The sequence below is a fragment of the Gammaproteobacteria bacterium genome (genome assembly GCA_016200485.1).
GTDB lineage: Bacteria > Pseudomonadota > Gammaproteobacteria > Tenderiales > Tenderiaceae > JACQEP01.
In genome coordinates this window covers 104,945-119,860 of record JACQEP010000004.1, presented here as the reverse complement: position 1 = coordinate 119,860, position 14,916 = coordinate 104,945, and the positions used below count along the sequence as shown (strand labels likewise).

At 46.8% G+C, this 14,916-nt stretch carries 16 protein-coding genes; all 16 read left to right on the top strand.

Annotated elements, in window-relative coordinates:
* Positions 1–7: 7 nt before the first annotated feature.
* The 16 genes from HY272_01155 to HY272_01080 all read left to right on the top strand — a co-directional run bounded on the left by HY272_01155 (position 8) and on the right by HY272_01080 (position 14,872).
* Entirely contained in the window at positions 8–895 is an 888-nt protein-coding gene (locus HY272_01155; GenBank protein MBI3771303.1) for a protein-glutamate O-methyltransferase CheR, read from the top strand.
* 178 nt (positions 896–1,073) lie between these two features.
* On the top strand, positions 1,074–1,478 hold the full coding sequence (flgB, locus tag HY272_01150) for a flagellar basal body rod protein FlgB (GenBank protein MBI3771302.1): 405 nt from the start codon (positions 1,074–1,076) through the stop codon (positions 1,476–1,478).
* Between the two features lie 2 nt (positions 1,479–1,480).
* Complete coding sequence (flgC, locus tag HY272_01145) at positions 1,481–1,894, top strand: flagellar basal body rod protein FlgC (GenBank protein ID MBI3771301.1); 414 nt, start codon at positions 1,481–1,483, stop codon at positions 1,892–1,894.
* A 16-nt stretch (positions 1,895–1,910) separates the two neighbouring features.
* Positions 1,911–2,603, top strand: a complete 693-nt coding sequence (locus HY272_01140; protein ID MBI3771300.1) for a flagellar hook assembly protein FlgD — start codon at positions 1,911–1,913, stop codon at positions 2,601–2,603.
* Positions 2,604–2,623: 20 nt separating this feature from the next.
* Positions 2,624–3,868, top strand: coding sequence for a flagellar hook protein FlgE (gene flgE / locus HY272_01135; GenBank protein MBI3771299.1), 1,245 nt, complete (start codon positions 2,624–2,626; stop codon positions 3,866–3,868).
* A 19-nt stretch (positions 3,869–3,887) separates the two neighbouring features.
* Positions 3,888–4,631, top strand: coding sequence for a flagellar basal body rod protein FlgF (locus HY272_01130; protein ID MBI3771298.1), 744 nt, complete (start codon positions 3,888–3,890; stop codon positions 4,629–4,631).
* 24 nt (positions 4,632–4,655) lie between these two features.
* Positions 4,656–5,441 carry a flagellar basal-body rod protein FlgG gene (gene flgG, locus HY272_01125; GenBank protein MBI3771297.1) on the top strand — a complete coding sequence of 262 codons (786 nt, stop codon included), beginning with the start codon at positions 4,656–4,658 and terminating at the stop codon, positions 5,439–5,441.
* 24 nt (positions 5,442–5,465) lie between these two features.
* Entirely contained in the window at positions 5,466–6,185 is a 720-nt protein-coding gene (gene flgH / locus HY272_01120; GenBank protein MBI3771296.1) for a flagellar basal body L-ring protein FlgH, read from the top strand.
* Positions 6,186–6,205: 20 nt separating this feature from the next.
* Positions 6,206–7,315, top strand: a complete 1,110-nt coding sequence (locus HY272_01115) for a flagellar basal body P-ring protein FlgI (protein MBI3771295.1) — start codon at positions 6,206–6,208, stop codon at positions 7,313–7,315.
* A 13-nt stretch (positions 7,316–7,328) separates the two neighbouring features.
* Positions 7,329–8,252, top strand: coding sequence for a flagellar assembly peptidoglycan hydrolase FlgJ (gene flgJ / locus HY272_01110; GenBank protein MBI3771294.1), 924 nt, complete (start codon positions 7,329–7,331; stop codon positions 8,250–8,252).
* A 60-nt stretch (positions 8,253–8,312) separates the two neighbouring features.
* On the top strand, positions 8,313–10,217 hold the full coding sequence (gene flgK / locus HY272_01105; GenBank protein MBI3771293.1) for a flagellar hook-associated protein FlgK: 1,905 nt from the start codon (positions 8,313–8,315) through the stop codon (positions 10,215–10,217).
* Between the two features lie 24 nt (positions 10,218–10,241).
* On the top strand, positions 10,242–11,129 hold the full coding sequence (flgL, locus tag HY272_01100) for a flagellar hook-associated protein FlgL (protein ID MBI3771292.1): 888 nt from the start codon (positions 10,242–10,244) through the stop codon (positions 11,127–11,129).
* 239 nt (positions 11,130–11,368) lie between these two features.
* Positions 11,369–11,554, top strand: coding sequence for a hypothetical protein (locus HY272_01095; protein MBI3771291.1), 186 nt, complete (start codon positions 11,369–11,371; stop codon positions 11,552–11,554).
* Positions 11,555–11,559: 5 nt separating this feature from the next.
* Positions 11,560–12,570 carry a motility associated factor glycosyltransferase family protein gene (locus HY272_01090; protein ID MBI3771290.1) on the top strand — a complete coding sequence of 337 codons (1,011 nt, stop codon included), beginning with the start codon at positions 11,560–11,562 and terminating at the stop codon, positions 12,568–12,570.
* Positions 12,563–14,140 (top strand): B12-binding domain-containing radical SAM protein, encoded by a 1,578-nt coding sequence (locus HY272_01085; protein MBI3771289.1) that lies wholly within the window; start codon positions 12,563–12,565, stop codon positions 14,138–14,140. Before HY272_01090 ends, HY272_01085 begins: the two co-directional genes overlap by 8 nt.
* A gap of 33 nt (positions 14,141–14,173) precedes the next feature.
* Positions 14,174–14,872: an acylneuraminate cytidylyltransferase family protein gene (locus HY272_01080; GenBank protein ID MBI3771288.1), complete on the top strand. Its 699-nt coding sequence runs from the start codon at positions 14,174–14,176 to the stop codon at positions 14,870–14,872.
* The last annotated feature ends 44 nt before the right edge of the window (positions 14,873–14,916 follow it).

Below are 14,916 nucleotides of genomic sequence, written 5' to 3'. Positions count from 1 at the left end.
GGTGCGCGTGACGAATCAATCTATTTCTGCTCAGGATTACGAATCGTTTAGGATCTTTCTTGAAGAGGCCTGTGGAATCGTTCTGGGCGAAAACAAGCACTATCTGGTTGCCAGCCGGTTAAATAGGCTATTAAAAGAACTCAATGTCGTCTCCGTTGGCGAGCTGATCACGCAAATGAAACGCGATCCACGATCCGGGTTACGAGAGCGCATTGTCGATGCTATGACCACCAACGAAACCTTCTGGTTTCGTGACAATCATCCCTATGCACTGCTTAAAGACCTTGTGTTTCCGAATGTCGCCAAAGCGAGGCCGTCACAGGTCAAAATCTGGTCAGCAGCGTGTTCATCTGGTCAAGAGCCATATTCTATTAGCATGATTTTGCAGGAATATCTTGCGCTACGGCCAGGAAGTCTGACTGATAATATTCAAATTACTGCAACTGACATATCGCCAACTATGCTGGAAATGGCGAGGACTGGCCGGTATGACAATCTTGCATTATCCCGCGGCCTTTCCCAGGAACGGCGTGAACGCTTTTTTAGAAAGGCGGGCGATATGTGGGAAGTAAAGGACGAGCTCAAGAAGCGTATAAAGTTCACAGAGATAAATTTGATGAACAGTTATGCATCCCTTGGGAAATTCCAGATCATATTTTGCCGCAATGTGCTGATCTATTTTTCGACCGAACTCAAGCGTGATATTTTGTCACGCATGGCGCAAGCGCTGGTACCAGGTGGATATTTATTTATGGGGTCCACGGAAACTTTGGCCAGTTATTCCGATGCCTTTGATACAGTGCGTCATGAAGGCGGAATAGTTTATCAATTAAAAGATGTACCAAACCCTTCAAAATCAGGTTACACGCCTGGCGTCGCAATGCGACGTAGTTGAGTCATCTCTGGTTGTAAATCAATCGTTGTGGGATTCATTGCCGTTGGCATGGCAGGACTTTGCCGCTTGCGCCTGTCAAAAATGCTTGTAAATTCATAACTAATTGTTATTTAATAAATAATTGTAGTTGGCATGACAATTGCTCATGTAATGTCTATAGGACCATATGAGGCATTGCATGATATTCAGTCTAGACAATATGTTTGGTGTGCATGAAACCGCATTGAAACTGCGGGCGCAACGTTCGGAAATAATCGCAGCGAACATTGCGAACTCAGATACGCCTGGGTACAAAGCGCGTGATATCGATTTTTCAACGGCATTAAAACAAGCGCAATCAGGTCAATCGAGCGTCGGCCTTTCGGCTACAAGAGAAGGACATATTTCAGATACCGCTTCCTCTGTGCAGCACGATGGCATTAGATATCGGGTTCCATTTCAGGCGGCACTTGATGGCAATACCGTTGAGAGCCAAGTGGAGCAGGCGGCTTTTGCCAAAAATGCAGTCGAATATCAAGCGACGTTAACCTTTATAGAAGGTCGGATCAGTACTCTGAAGCAAGCGATCAAAGGTGGTGAATAATTATGTCACTATTTGAGACTTTTGAAATTTCTGGTTCTGCGATGAATGCGCAGTCGGTGAGGTTAAATACTGTGGCTAGTAATATGGCCAACGCGGATACCGTCAGCGGCGACCCGAACACGGTTTACAAAGCTAGACAGCCGGTATTTTCCACACTGCTGAAAAATGCCGGATTACAGCAGGATATGGCCGGGGTAAAAATTAATGGTGTGATTGAGAGTAACGCGCCTCCAATAAAACGCTATGAGCCAAATCATCCGATGGCTGATGCACAGGGAAATATCTACCTTCCCAACGTCAACATGGTTGAGGAAATGGCGAATATGATGTCGGCCTCACGTTCTTATCAGAATAATGTAGAGGTTTTTAATACAACCAAGCAATTGTTAATGAGAACACTTCAGCTTGGGCGCTAACGCAAGGAGCCATTAAATGACAACGTCATCACTAGATATGAAATTGCTCGATAGTCTTGGGCTTACTCAAGCAGCCGATGCCAAGGCCAAGGCTGGTCAGGCAAAAAAAATCGATAAGAGCCAGGATACATTTATGAAGCTGATTCTGGCGCAATTAAAAAATCAGGATCCAACGAAGCCAATGGATAATGGTGCTTTCCTATCCCAGTTGGCGCAGTTCAAGGCGGTATCTGGTATTGATGAACTGAAGTCATCGTTTGATAACTTTGCGGCCGGACTTCAATCCAATCAGGCATTGCAGGCATCGTCGATGGTTGGACGTTGGGTGATGGTGCCGAGCGAAACTGCAGTTTTATGGAGTGATCGGCCATTGATGGGGGCTGTGGATGTGCCTTCAGCAACGGGGAATGTCTCGGTGTTGGTTTCCTCGCCGGACGGACAAGTTCGTCGACATTTGGACTTGGGATCTCAGAAAGGTGGTAAGGCTGATTTTTCCTGGGATGGAAAAGATGATAACGGGCAGCCGATGTCGCCGGGCAATTATCAAATAAAGGCAAGCGCCTTGATCGATGGAAAAAAGCAGAGCATTGATACTTACTCGATTAGTCCGGTGGAAAGTGTGACGCTGAATAAAGGTGGCGGCGGGTTTACGCTCAACGTCGCTGGTATCGGTTCTGTCAATATGAACTCAGTCGCAAAGATCATGTAACGCAATAGAGGAGAAAATACATGCCATTTCGTATAGCACTTAGCGGCCTTAATGGTGCACAGGCCGATCTTAAAACTACCGCTAACAACATTGCTAACGCCAATACCACAGGGTTCAAGCAGTCGCGCGCGGAATTTGTCGACATATTCGCGATCGGTTATGGCGGGGTTTCATCCACGGCCATTGGTGGCGGTACACGCTTGGCGTCGGTGGCGCAGCAGTTTAGTCAGGGCAATGTCGATTTCACTAATAATAATCTCGATCTGGCCATTAACGGCCAGGGATTTTTTATTATGGACAACAATGGCTCTCGAATGTTGACTCGCGCCGGCGCATTCCGTGTGGACCGTGATGGCAATGTAGTCAACAGTAGTAATCATAAATTGCAGGTATTCCCGGCGACTGTGACGCCGACGGGTACCGTATTCGATACCGGTCGCTTGACTAGCCTTCAACTATCAACCTCCGTCGGATCGCCTAAAGCGACAGATCTAATTTCTTCGGACTTAAATTTGGATGCAAGCGCCATTGTGCCAGCTGCGGCCTTCAATATCGCCAATCCCCAGCCGGATCAATATAACTCATCGACGTCGATGACGGTCTATGACTCGTTGGGCAGTGCGCACACCGCGACACAATATTTTAGAAAAACGGCAGCCAATAGCTGGAATACCTATTTATACGTTGACAATACTTTGGTTACAACCGGCGGTGGAGCTAGTAATTTCGGCAGCATGACGTTCAGTCCAACAGGCGCGTTGCTAACCCCGGTTGGCGGACAGATTCCTTTCGATCCGTATGTGCCAACCACGGGTGCGTCTAATATCTCTTTGACCTTGAGTTTTGCCAAGGCAACTCAGTATGGTAGTCCGTTTGCCGTCAATTCTCTGAGCCAGAATGGTTATTCACCCGGGAGACTGAGCGGTATTGATATCGATGCAAAAGGCGTGGTCTCCGCACGCTATACCAACGGTCAATCCACTACGATGGGCAAAGTTGCATTAGGCAATGTCCAAAATCCACAAAGCTTGTCACCACAAGGCGATACGGAATGGGGGCAAACCTATGCAGCGGGTGATTTACTGTTGGGTGAGGCGGGTACTGGCAGTTTTGGGTTGATGCAGTCGGGAGCCCTGGAGGCATCCAATGTCGACGTGGCTGCGTCGCTGGTGAACTTAATTACAGCCCAGCGTAATTTTCAGGCGAACGCGCAGGTAATCACCACTGCCAATCAAGTAACGCAGACGATTATTCAAATGCGTTAATTCAAAATATAGGTGAAGCATGGATCGAGTGTTGTACATAGCAAGTGGCGGTAGCAAGGAAATTATGATGGCGCAGGCCCTCAACGCTAATAACCTTGCCAACGCAAATACAGTGGGTTTCAAGAAAGACCTGGCAGTTGCCCGGAGTCAGCCACTGTATGGTATTGGTCATCCATCGCGTGTTTATGTTCTTGAAGAGGATGGCGGGGCGGATCTGGCACCAGGTTCGCTTATGTCTACGGGCCGTGACATGGATGTCGCAGTCAGTGGCGATGGATGGATTGCAGTATCGGCCAATAGCGGAGATGAGGCATTTACTCGTGCCGGCGATCTTCGAATCACATCGACAGGATTGTTGACGACTGCAGCCGGACATCCTGTAATTGGTAACAGTGGTGCGCCAATTACATTGCCACCCTTTGAAAAAATCGAAATTGGCAATGATGGCACGATCACCATTCGTCCCCAGGGACAAGATGCGACAACATTAGCGGTCGTGGATCGCATAAAATTGGTAAAACCGGCGGCATCAGCCATTGAAAAGGGGGAGGATGGCCTGATGCGAGTCAAGGATCAAACAGTTTTGCCACCAGATGCTTCTGTACGACTGACGTCAGGCATGTTGGAAGGATCGAATGTCAATATTGTCGAGTCGATGATCAATATGGTGGAGCTGGCGCGAAAATATGAAATGCAGATCAAGGTGATGGAAACGGCAAGCAAAAATGACAACGCATCTACGCAAATGATGAGCATGAATTAATTCTAAAAATTCCGAGGTGATGTGATGAATCAAGCATTATGGGTAGCAAAAACCGGTCTGGATGCACAGCAGACTAGAATGTCGGCAATCTCCAACAACCTGGCGAACGTTAATACCATGGGCTACAAGCGTGGTCGAGCTGTTTTCGAGGATTTGCTATATCAAAATGTAAGGCAAGCAGGTGGCCAATCATCGCAAAACACGATTTTGCCGTCCGGCTTGATGATTGGGACCGGTGTGCGTACGGTTGCGACAGAAAAAATGTTCACTCAGGGTAACGCCGTTAATACCGATAATTCACTTGATGTTGCGGTGCAAGGGCGTGGATTCTTCCAAATTTTGCGTCCTGACGGAACCTTGGGCTATACCCGCGATGGCGAGTTTCAAATGGATGCGACAGGACAGTTAGTCACGTCCAATGGTTATGTTATGCAGCCAGCGATGACCATTCCTTCAAATGCCTTGAGCGTGACGATTGGTACAGATGGCACCGTTTCGGTCATGCTTCCTGGGCAGCCGACGCCGTCTCAAGTGGGCAAAATTCAATTGGCAGATTTTGTCAATCCTTCAGGGTTGCAACCGATTGGGGAAAATATGTTTATCGAGACTGCGGCCAGCGGTACTCCACAGACGAGTAATCCCGGCTTGAATGGGGTCGGTACGGTCATTCAGGGATCTCTTGAGAGCTCAAACGTTAATGTGGTTGAAGAATTGATCGGGATGATTGAGGCGCAGCGCGCATATGAGATGAATTCAAAGGCGATTACGACGGTTGATCAAATGCTGCAGTATGCAGCAAATAACCTCTAGTCTTAGTGTGAGGCGGGTGACGTGATGTACATCGTGAATAAGAGTGTAATGATGATCGGAGTAGTGACCGTGATGGCACTTTTTGGTGGTTGCTCAACCATCGACCGGAAGGCTTCGGAAGAAGAATTCCAATCGTCACGTCCGGCCTATTTGACGCCGCCACAACCAGTCAATGGTGCTATTTATCAGTCCGGTTATGAGATGTCATTGTATGATGACATGAAAGCGCGCCGGGTGGGTGACATTATTACAATTGTCCTCCTGGAGAATACAAATGCATCGAAGAAGGCAAGCACTAATACTGCCAAGGATAGCAGTATGGCGATGGCTAATCCGACATTGTTCGGAAGGAAGCCGAGCTTCAGTCTGCCGCGGCCTTTCCAGCCGTCTATAAATGGGATGACCTTAGAGACATCAATTGATTCCAAGAATAGTTTCAAAGGCGAAGGAGATTCTTCTCAGAGTAATAGTCTTACAGGAAATATTACGGTTTCGGTTGCCGAAGTGTTGCCCAACGGCAACCTATTTGTCAGAGGCCAAAAGCGGCTGACTATTAATCAAGGTGATGAGCTGGTCCAATTCTCCGGCTATGTGCGTGCTGCAGATATTCGTCCAGATAATACAGTTATTTCATCAAAGGTGGCCGATGCAAAAATCGCTTATATCGGTGAAGGGACGCTCGCAGATGTGAATTCGCAAGGATGGCTTGGGCGATTCTTTAATAGCAAGTGGTGGCCGTTCTAATACTATAAGGTATGACACATATGAAACGGATTATCTTAATTTTTAGTATCGGCCTGGCGCTAATTATTAACTCGGTTCCAGTGATGGCTGAAAGAATTAAGGATCTTGCCACGGTGGCCGGAGTGCGAAGTAATCAGCTTGTCGGTTACGGGTTGGTCGTCGGATTGGATGGCACTGGCGACCAAACTTCACAAGCCCCTTTCACCGTGCAGAGCCTGAAGAGCATGTTGTCTCAGTTTGGTATTACCATACCGCCGGATGTAAATCCGCAGCTTAAGAATGTCGCTGCGGTATCAGTAAGTGCCGAGCTGCCACCTTTTGCCAAGTCTGGGCAAAAAATCGATGTCACGGTTTCTTCGATTGCCAACGCCAAAGGTTTGCGGGGCGGTACTCTGTTGATGACGCCGCTTAAAGGGGCGGATGGGAATATTTACGCTGTTGCTCAGGGAAATCTTGTCGTTGGCGGTTTTGGCGCAGGCGGCAGTGATGGTTCGAAAATAACAGTGAATATTCCAAGTGTCGGACGTATACCTGGCGGTGCAAACGTCGAACGCCCGGCGCCTACGCCATTCGGTAGCGAGGATAGTCTGGTATTGAATTTATTTTCCCCGGATTTTACGACGGCTAATCGTCTTTCCGATGCCATTAACGACAAAATAGGCCTTGGCACGGCACAGCCGATCGATGCCTCTTCGATCGCTGTTCAAGCCCCGCGCGATCATGGACAGCGAGTCGCTTTTGTTTCAATGCTGGAGCAGTTGACACTGGAGCCAGGCGAGCGTTCAGCGCGAGTGGTGATCAATTCGCGTACGGGAACTGTCGTGATTGGCCGCTATGTACGAGTGACATCTGCAGCTGTTACTCATGGCAGTCTTACAGTTGCCATTTCCGAAAAGCCAACGGTCAGTCAACCGGCACCATTGGCAGGGGGAAGTACTGTGGTTGTGCCGAGCTCCGATGTTCAGGTCAGGCAGGAGAAGAATAAGATGTTTATGTTTGAGCCTGGAATATCTCTTGATGAGATCGTGCGTGCAGTGAATGGTGTGGGTGCATCGCCTGGTGATTTGGTTGCGATTCTTGAGGCCTTGAAAGAGGCTGGTGCTTTGCGGGCGGAGCTGATCGTCATTTGACGAGCGAGTTTGCATGAGTCTTAATACGCGACAAGATGTTGTCACGGACTTTCAAGGGCTTCAGTCTTTGCGTGGCATGGCGAGCCAATCGTCGCCCGAGACACTTGAAAAAGTAGCCGTCCAATTCGAGGGAATTTTTTTGCAAATGATGCTTAAGAGTATGAGGGAGGCAAAGCTGGGCGATGGGATAATGGATAACGATCAGAGCCAAATGTATCAGGAGCTATATGACCAGCAGATTGCTTTGAATTTGGCGAATAAGCATCAAGGTGGAATTGCCGACGCGCTAATTCGCCAACTGAAAGCCGTTAACGGTGTGCCTAAAGAATCTAATAGTCCTGCAACAGGTTCGCTTGAAAAATATAGACCGGTTATAAAGGCTGCTGAAAGTGGCACCGTCCCCAGCTCTGCATCACAACGAATCGAGGAATTTAGCTCGCCACAGGACTTTGTGAATAAGCTATGGCCCTTGGCTGAACGCTATGCATCGTCAATCGGGCTTGACCCAAAGGTGATGTTGGCTCAGGCCGCGCTGGAAACGGGGTGGGGCCGGGCAGTCATCAGTGATGCGAGTGGTGGCAGTAGCCATAATTTATTCAATATCAAAGCGGATGAGCGTTGGACTGACAAGCGCGCAGTGATTTCCAGCTTGGAGTTTGAAGATGGGGTCGCGGTACAAAAGCGGGCCGCATTCCGGGCTTATCCGGATTTCGAATCCAGCTTTGCCGATTATGTCGGCTTTTTGCGGGCGAGCCCGCGTTATCAAGATGCCTTGGCGCAGACGCACGATGGAGCCAGTTTTGTCCGTGCCCTGCACCAGGCCGGTTATGCGACAGATCCTGAATACTCAAATAAAATCAATATGATAATGAATAGTGTCTGGCCCCCCGAAGGGGTGGCTAAACTCAAGAACGCTGCAGAAGTGCCGCTATCTTGAGTATAGGTGTTATCAGAAGTTGATGACGTCCACTATATTGCCTGAAATTAGGAACGAGCTATGTCGAGTGGTTTGTATAATATAGGCGTTGGAACTCTGGCCGCGGCTCAAACGAATCTACGGACGACGGCGCATAATGTCGCCAATGCTCAGACCGAAGGGTATAGTCGTCAGCGAGTTGAGTTGGAAACGCAGACTCCGTTGTTCCTCGGCGGAAATTACCTTGGGAGCGGTGTCAAGCTCGGCGGTATTACGCGTTCGTACGATAGCTTTCTTGTCGGTCAGGTGCGTGCGTATAACTCTAGTTATAGTCAGGCAAAAACGTTTGCCAGCCAATCGGGCCTGGTGGATCAACTCCTGGCAGATTCAAACGTCGGGATGATGCCCGCGGTTCAGTCTTTTTTTGGCGCGATGCAAGATGTGGCCAATGATCCTTCAGCGATTACGCCCCGTCAGGCCTTGCTCAATCAAGCGGGCACTCTGGTTGATCGTTTCCATTACCTGAACCAGCGCTTTGAAGAAATGAGATCTCAGGTCAATGGGCAAATGAAAGATACCGTAGCGGAGATTAATAGTTACGCGTCTGAAATCGCTGATCTAAATAAACAGATTGTTATCGCTGGTACCAATAATTCTCCGAATGATCTTCTTGATCGGCGAGATACGCTGATCAACAAATTATCAGAGAAAATTGCTGTCACCACAGTTCCTGACACTAATGGGGCTGTCAATGTATTCATAGGCAACGGACAACCGTTGGTGATCGGGTTTAGTCCCATGCAGTTATCGGTACAGCCAAACAAATTTGACATCAATATAAATGAGGTAGTGGTCTCTACTGGAGGTGCGGGAACGGTACAAATATCGAATATGATCACTGGCGGAACCTTGAGTGGGCTTTTGAATTTTAGAAATAATGTTTTAGACCCGGCTCAAGATGAACTTGGACGGTTAGCCATGGGTTTTGCATCCACGATTAATGCGCAGCATACACTCGGGCAAGATTTGAACGGCAATCTCGGCACGAATTTCTTTCAGAATCCCGCCTTGCAAGTGTTGCCGGCGACTGGAGCTCCGGCCGTAGTCGTGGCTAATCTTAGCAACGCGACTCAGTTGACCGGTAAAGAGTATATGTTGACCTACAACGGGGGTAATTCGTATACGCTGATTAGAAATTCTGATCAACAAACCACAGCCATTAATACCGGTGGCGCATCACCATATACTACACCAGTGGTTGATGGTTTTACCTTGACGCTTACGGCGGGTGCCGCTGCGGGTGATCAATTTCTCATCAGACCCACGCGCGGTGGGGCTCTGGGGATACAGGATCTGCTGGCCGATCCGCGTACGATCGCGGCCGCTGCACCAATCGCTACCAGCGTGGTGCCCGCCAATAGCGGGAGCGGGATAATTTCTGCGGGCAGCGTAACCAGTACCGCCAATTTGCCACTACCCGGTAATGTTACTTTGACCTACAACACGGGCCCCAATAATTTTACTGTTACAGGGGCCGTCCCAGGCGCGGGGCCGATACCCTATGTAGCCAGTGGCACGATAGCCTTTAATGGCCTCCAGTTTTCTATTTCAGGCAATCCGGCCAACGGTGACCAGTTCGTGATAGCGAACAATGTCGGTGGTATGGGAGACAATCGCAATGTGTTGCTGATAGCTGGGTTGCAGACGCAACGATTGCTTGCTAATGGCAGCGAAACTTATGGGGATACCTATGGCGGTTTGGTGAGTACTGTGGGTATTCAGACCAATAGTGCCCAGATTACGGAAAAGGCTCAGGCAGACTTGTTACAACAGGCGCAGGAGTCACAACAGGCTGTATCCGGGGTTAACCTTGACGAAGAGGCTGCCGATTTGGTGAGGTTTCAGCAGCTTTATCAGGCTGCAGCCCAGGTCATAACAACAGCGAATACGATATTTCAGACATTGTTAAGCGCAGTAGGGCGGTAGTGGATTATGAGAATCTCGACTAACATGTTTCAGCAGTTGGCGGTTAAAGGAATACTTGATCGCCAGATTGATATTAGTCATACCCAGCAGCAACTTTCTTCGGGCAAACGTATTCTTACCCCGTCTGATGATCCGACGGCGGCAGGGCAGGCGATGAATGTCCAGCAGCTGTTGCAAATAAATGATCAATATCAGAGAAACGCGAGTTCTGGACAGAGTCAACTGGAATTTGAGGAAGAGGTATTGACCTCGGTTGGCGATGTGCTGCAAAGGACGCGTGAGTTGGCAGTGCAGGGTTTGAATGGTTCGCAGGGTGCGGCTAACAGGCAGTCAATTGCTGCCGAAGTGACACAAAATTTGGAGGCCCTCTTAGGGTTGGCCAACACGAAGGACGGTACCGGAAAATTTCTCTTTAGCGGTTATAAGGTTCAGACACAGCCTTTTCTGGACACAGGAGCGGGAGTTTATGTCTATCAGGGCGATCAGGGGCAGCGGGTGGTACAAATTAGTCCTCTTCGTCAGATAGCGTCCGGGGATAGCGGATATGATGTATTCACGAATTTACCTGCAGCGGCCGGCGGAACTCAGGACATGTTCAAGATATTGTACGACCTCGCGACCTCATTGAATGCAAACAACCCGTCCGGCAACAGCTTGACGGATATCGACACAGCTATGAATAGCATCTTGCGTGTCCGTGGCAACATTGGCGCCAGACTGAGCGCGATCGACTCGCAAAAGCAAATTAATGAGCAGTTCCAGACCCAGATGACGGGGGCGCTGTCTGATATACAGGATCTGGACTATGCGTCCGCTGTGAGCCATATGAATTTGCAAATGATAGGGATGCAGGCCGCTCAGCAAACATTTCAGAAGGTTCAAGGTCTGAATCTTTTTGATTATTTGCGATAATTTTTCTTGAGGTAGATGGAGTTCACTTGTAATGGGCTAGGTGCCATTAGCGTCAATGCTTACTGAGTGGTTATGTCGTATGGATACTGCACTGTTATGCGCGACCAAAAAACGTGCGCTTTTATAAATATTCCAGCCCGATTATTTCTAGCCGTAATCTCCATTTAATAGACTAAATATTAAACAAAAATGGCCGCTATAACCTACTGAAGCATAATTTGCTTCAAATGGAGGCGCATATGAGTGATTTCCTGAAAGGCACATACAAAATTAATACGGAAATTGTTGATGAGTGTGAGAAAGACGGAGATTTGGATAGTGAATTCCGAAAGAAGGCATTGAATTCTATTGGCGGTAGCATGGTATTTGTTGAGCGCAATAAATTCGTTTGGACCGGAGAGGATGAAAATGAACCCAAGGAGTGAGTTCAATGAGTCAATTCGACGTTCTCGTCGATAAGATTGAAAATATTGGTCACGATTGGCACGGAAGCACAATAATTAAGAACTCTGAAGCTAACGTCCGTCACATTGATAAATCAATCAAAGATCTTCCAGGTCTAGCCTCCCAAAAGGCCAGCAGTGCTGTTGTCGTGAGTGCCGGTCCGAGCTTGCACTACACCAATACGCTGAAAACGCTCGCCGATTCAAAGTATCAAGGAACAATCATTGCTATTGATGGCTCTTATGTGAAGTGCCTTAGGGCTGGAATCGTTCCCGATTATGTTTTGACGTTGGATCCACACCCAACACGACTTGTTCGTTGGTTTGGTGATCCTGATTTTGAGAAAAACACTATCGGCGACGATTACTTCGCAAGACAAGACCTTGATATTGATTTTAGAAAAAATTCTGTTCTACAAAATAACGATAATATTGAAATTGTAAATCGATATGCTAAAAATACAAAATTGATTATCGCTTCAACTGCTCCTGCTAATGTTGTTTCACGTACAAAGGAAGCAGGATTCGATATGTATTGGTGGTTGCCATTAGTGGATAATCCTGAATCCGAAAACAGTCTTACTCGGAGAATGTATAACTTTGCCAAGTTGCCCGCATTGAATACGGGGGGGAATGTTGGCACTGCGGCATGGGTATTTGCACAATTTTGGCTTAAAGTTAAAAATATCGCCGTTATAGGTATGGACCTTGGGTATAAAATAGATCTTCCTTATACCATGACACAAACCTATTATGAATTGGCTCAAATATTGGGTGAGGAGGGCATCACTAAAGAATTATTTCCAGTGATTAAGAATCCACTAACTGGCGAAAAATTTTATACTGACCCGACATATTATTGGTATCGCAGAAATATACTTGAGCTGGTTGCAAACTCTGCATCCACTTTATACAACTGTACGGAAGGCGGAACGTTATTCGGGGATGGCATTACCTGCATCAGGTTGAAAGATTTTCTGGATAAAACAGATGGCTAAAATACTTTTTATTAACCCTGTCGTGCGCGAGGAAGACGTTCCAAGGCACATCCCTTACGGTATGGCTATACTTGCCGAAATCGCAAGGAAAAGTGGGCATGCGGTTCAAGTATATGATGCGAATGCCTGGCGCAAAGGGTTTAATATCGTAAAGCAAGTCCTTGAGGCCGATCATTGGGATGTGGTCGCTATTGGCGGCTTAACGACAACATATAATTTTATAAAGGAAGTATGTCGGCTAGCGAAGATTCATGCCGCAGATAGTTTTTTGATCGCGGGTGGCGGATTTCTTACGAGCATGCCTAAAGAAATAATGGACTGGGTGCCTCAGATTGACTTGGGCATTATTGGCGAAGCTTACATCACATTTCCTGAAGTGCTAGCAAAGGTAGATAACAAGGATTTCGATTGGGGAAATACGCTTGGCGTTGTTCATCGTGATAACGGAAAAATCACTGTCAACAAGGAGCGGCCAAATATTTCTGATATCGATACCATACCCTGGCCGGCATGGGATCTATTTCCGCTTGAAGAGATATATTTAAAAAACTCTTCATCGCTTTTCAGTGAAGAGGCCTATTATGCCAAACGACGTATCGATGTAAATGCAAGTTATGGTTGTAATCTGGTCTGCCGTTATTGCTGGCATCTTGGAACAACAGGGGACATGATAGTTCGTGAAGATCCAACCGGGGAAAATGATGTAGCGTTTACTTATGGAAGAAACATTCGTTATCATTCACCTGACTACATCGTAAGTTTGGTAAAACACCTTAAGGGTGAATATGGCATAGATTTTGTAAACTTTCTTGATGAAAACCTGATGACCATGGATCGCTACAGTAAAATGACATGGTTAGATGAGTTGTGCCGTAAATGGATTGAAGGAGGATTGCAACCAGATTGTCGCCGCTTGAATGTTCCATTTGATCAAGTTGAAAACCATGGTGTTTTCTGGAGCGGTACTAGTCATGCAGCGCTTCATCGACCTGAAATTCTGAAAAAGATGTATGAAGCCGGTTGTACACATTTGGTATATGGTCTGGAGTCATTCGATAAAAGGATTCTAAAAAAGCTTGGAAAAGGATCAACTTCCGAGAAAAATGAGCAGAGCATTAGTATTTGTCTAGAATCTGGCATTAAGCCTATACCTAACATTATCATAGGATTTCCTGAGGAAGATTTTAAAAGTCTCAGAAACACCATTGAGTCATTGGTCAAGCTTGGAATACATGCCAAGCCTCATTTTGCCACTGCTTACCCAGGCTCTGAATGGTATTATACCTACAAAGATTCCATAATTGAGCAGTATGACGGTAACCTGGAAAGATACATTATGGATCTTGGTGATGCCACAAAAATTACTGCAACGATTTGCCACAAGTTTTCAGGTATGGAACTCCTGGGGTTGCAGGAGATAGTGGCCAAGAAAGATCTAAGATTGCTGGATTTGGCAGAAAAACACTGGAATAAATCTGACGAATCTATAAAGCCATACGCAATTCCTAAACCTTCACATAATTTTATTGCTGAAAAGATATCGGCCCCCATGTTAAAGAATTTAAAGTGATTAATTTATTCATGGTATGAAGGAAGTGTTTTGATAGGAAAAAATAAAATCTTGGCCATTATCCCGGCTAGGGCCGGTTCAAAAGGATTGCCGAATAAAAATATTCTCGACTGTGGCGGAAAGCCATTGCTCGCATGGACCATTGAGGCTTCTCGTGGGTGCAAATATATTGATCGAACGATTGTAAGCACAGATTCAAAAAATATCGCAGATATCGCAGAAAAATATGGTGCATGGACACCTTTTATTAGACCAGAATACCTTTCCAGCGATACGGCGAGCGGAAATGATGTTGTGGCACATGCGATTGAAAATACCGATTTTGATGCTGATTTTGTGATTTTATTGCAGCCGACGTCTCCCCTAAGGGATAAAAATCACATTATTGAAGCCATTGATATGTTTTTTTTACAGAAGCGATCAGGCAATGACACATTGGTCTCGGTAAAGGAAATTGATAGCAAGTTGTTATGGGCCTTCGGTCTTAATCAAAATGGTTATATCTACAGTCACTTCGGGATTGATCTGAGTAGTCCACGGCGCCAGTCTTTACCTAAGTGTTACCTTCCTAATGGTGCCATTTATATCGCACCGGTAGATGGTTTTCACGGATTTTATGGGGATGAGACCATCCCTTATATCATGAGTGAGCAATCTTCTATTGATGTTGATTGTCAGCATGATCTTGAAAGGGCCTGCGAATTACTGCAGACGAGGAAGATAGACTCCTAGGGGTATCCTATCCCATATGTTCGCAAGAGGGACGTCTTTTGTAA

What these genes read in the sequence shown, in the direction of transcription:
- flgB (MBI3771302.1), top strand. Translation starts at nt 1,074, where the DNA reads ATGATATTCAGTCTAGACAATATGTTTGGTGTGCATGAAACCGCATTG.
- flgC (MBI3771301.1), top strand. Translation starts at nt 1,481, where the DNA reads ATGTCACTATTTGAGACTTTTGAAATTTCTGGTTCTGCGATGAATGCG.
- HY272_01140 (MBI3771300.1), top strand. Translation starts at nt 1,911, where the DNA reads ATGACAACGTCATCACTAGATATGAAATTGCTCGATAGTCTTGGGCTT.
- flgE (MBI3771299.1), top strand. Translation starts at nt 2,624, where the DNA reads ATGCCATTTCGTATAGCACTTAGCGGCCTTAATGGTGCACAGGCCGAT.
- HY272_01130 (MBI3771298.1), top strand. Translation starts at nt 3,888, where the DNA reads ATGGATCGAGTGTTGTACATAGCAAGTGGCGGTAGCAAGGAAATTATG.
- flgG (MBI3771297.1), top strand. Translation starts at nt 4,656, where the DNA reads ATGAATCAAGCATTATGGGTAGCAAAAACCGGTCTGGATGCACAGCAG.
- flgH (MBI3771296.1), top strand. Translation starts at nt 5,466, where the DNA reads ATGTACATCGTGAATAAGAGTGTAATGATGATCGGAGTAGTGACCGTG.
- HY272_01115 (MBI3771295.1), top strand. Translation starts at nt 6,206, where the DNA reads ATGAAACGGATTATCTTAATTTTTAGTATCGGCCTGGCGCTAATTATT.
- flgJ (MBI3771294.1), top strand. Translation starts at nt 7,329, where the DNA reads ATGAGTCTTAATACGCGACAAGATGTTGTCACGGACTTTCAAGGGCTT.
- flgK (MBI3771293.1), top strand. Translation starts at nt 8,313, where the DNA reads ATGTCGAGTGGTTTGTATAATATAGGCGTTGGAACTCTGGCCGCGGCT.
- flgL (MBI3771292.1), top strand. Translation starts at nt 10,242, where the DNA reads ATGTTTCAGCAGTTGGCGGTTAAAGGAATACTTGATCGCCAGATTGAT.
- HY272_01095 (MBI3771291.1), top strand. Translation starts at nt 11,369, where the DNA reads ATGAGTGATTTCCTGAAAGGCACATACAAAATTAATACGGAAATTGTT.
- HY272_01090 (MBI3771290.1), top strand. Translation starts at nt 11,560, where the DNA reads ATGAGTCAATTCGACGTTCTCGTCGATAAGATTGAAAATATTGGTCAC.
- HY272_01085 (MBI3771289.1), top strand. Translation starts at nt 12,563, where the DNA reads ATGGCTAAAATACTTTTTATTAACCCTGTCGTGCGCGAGGAAGACGTT.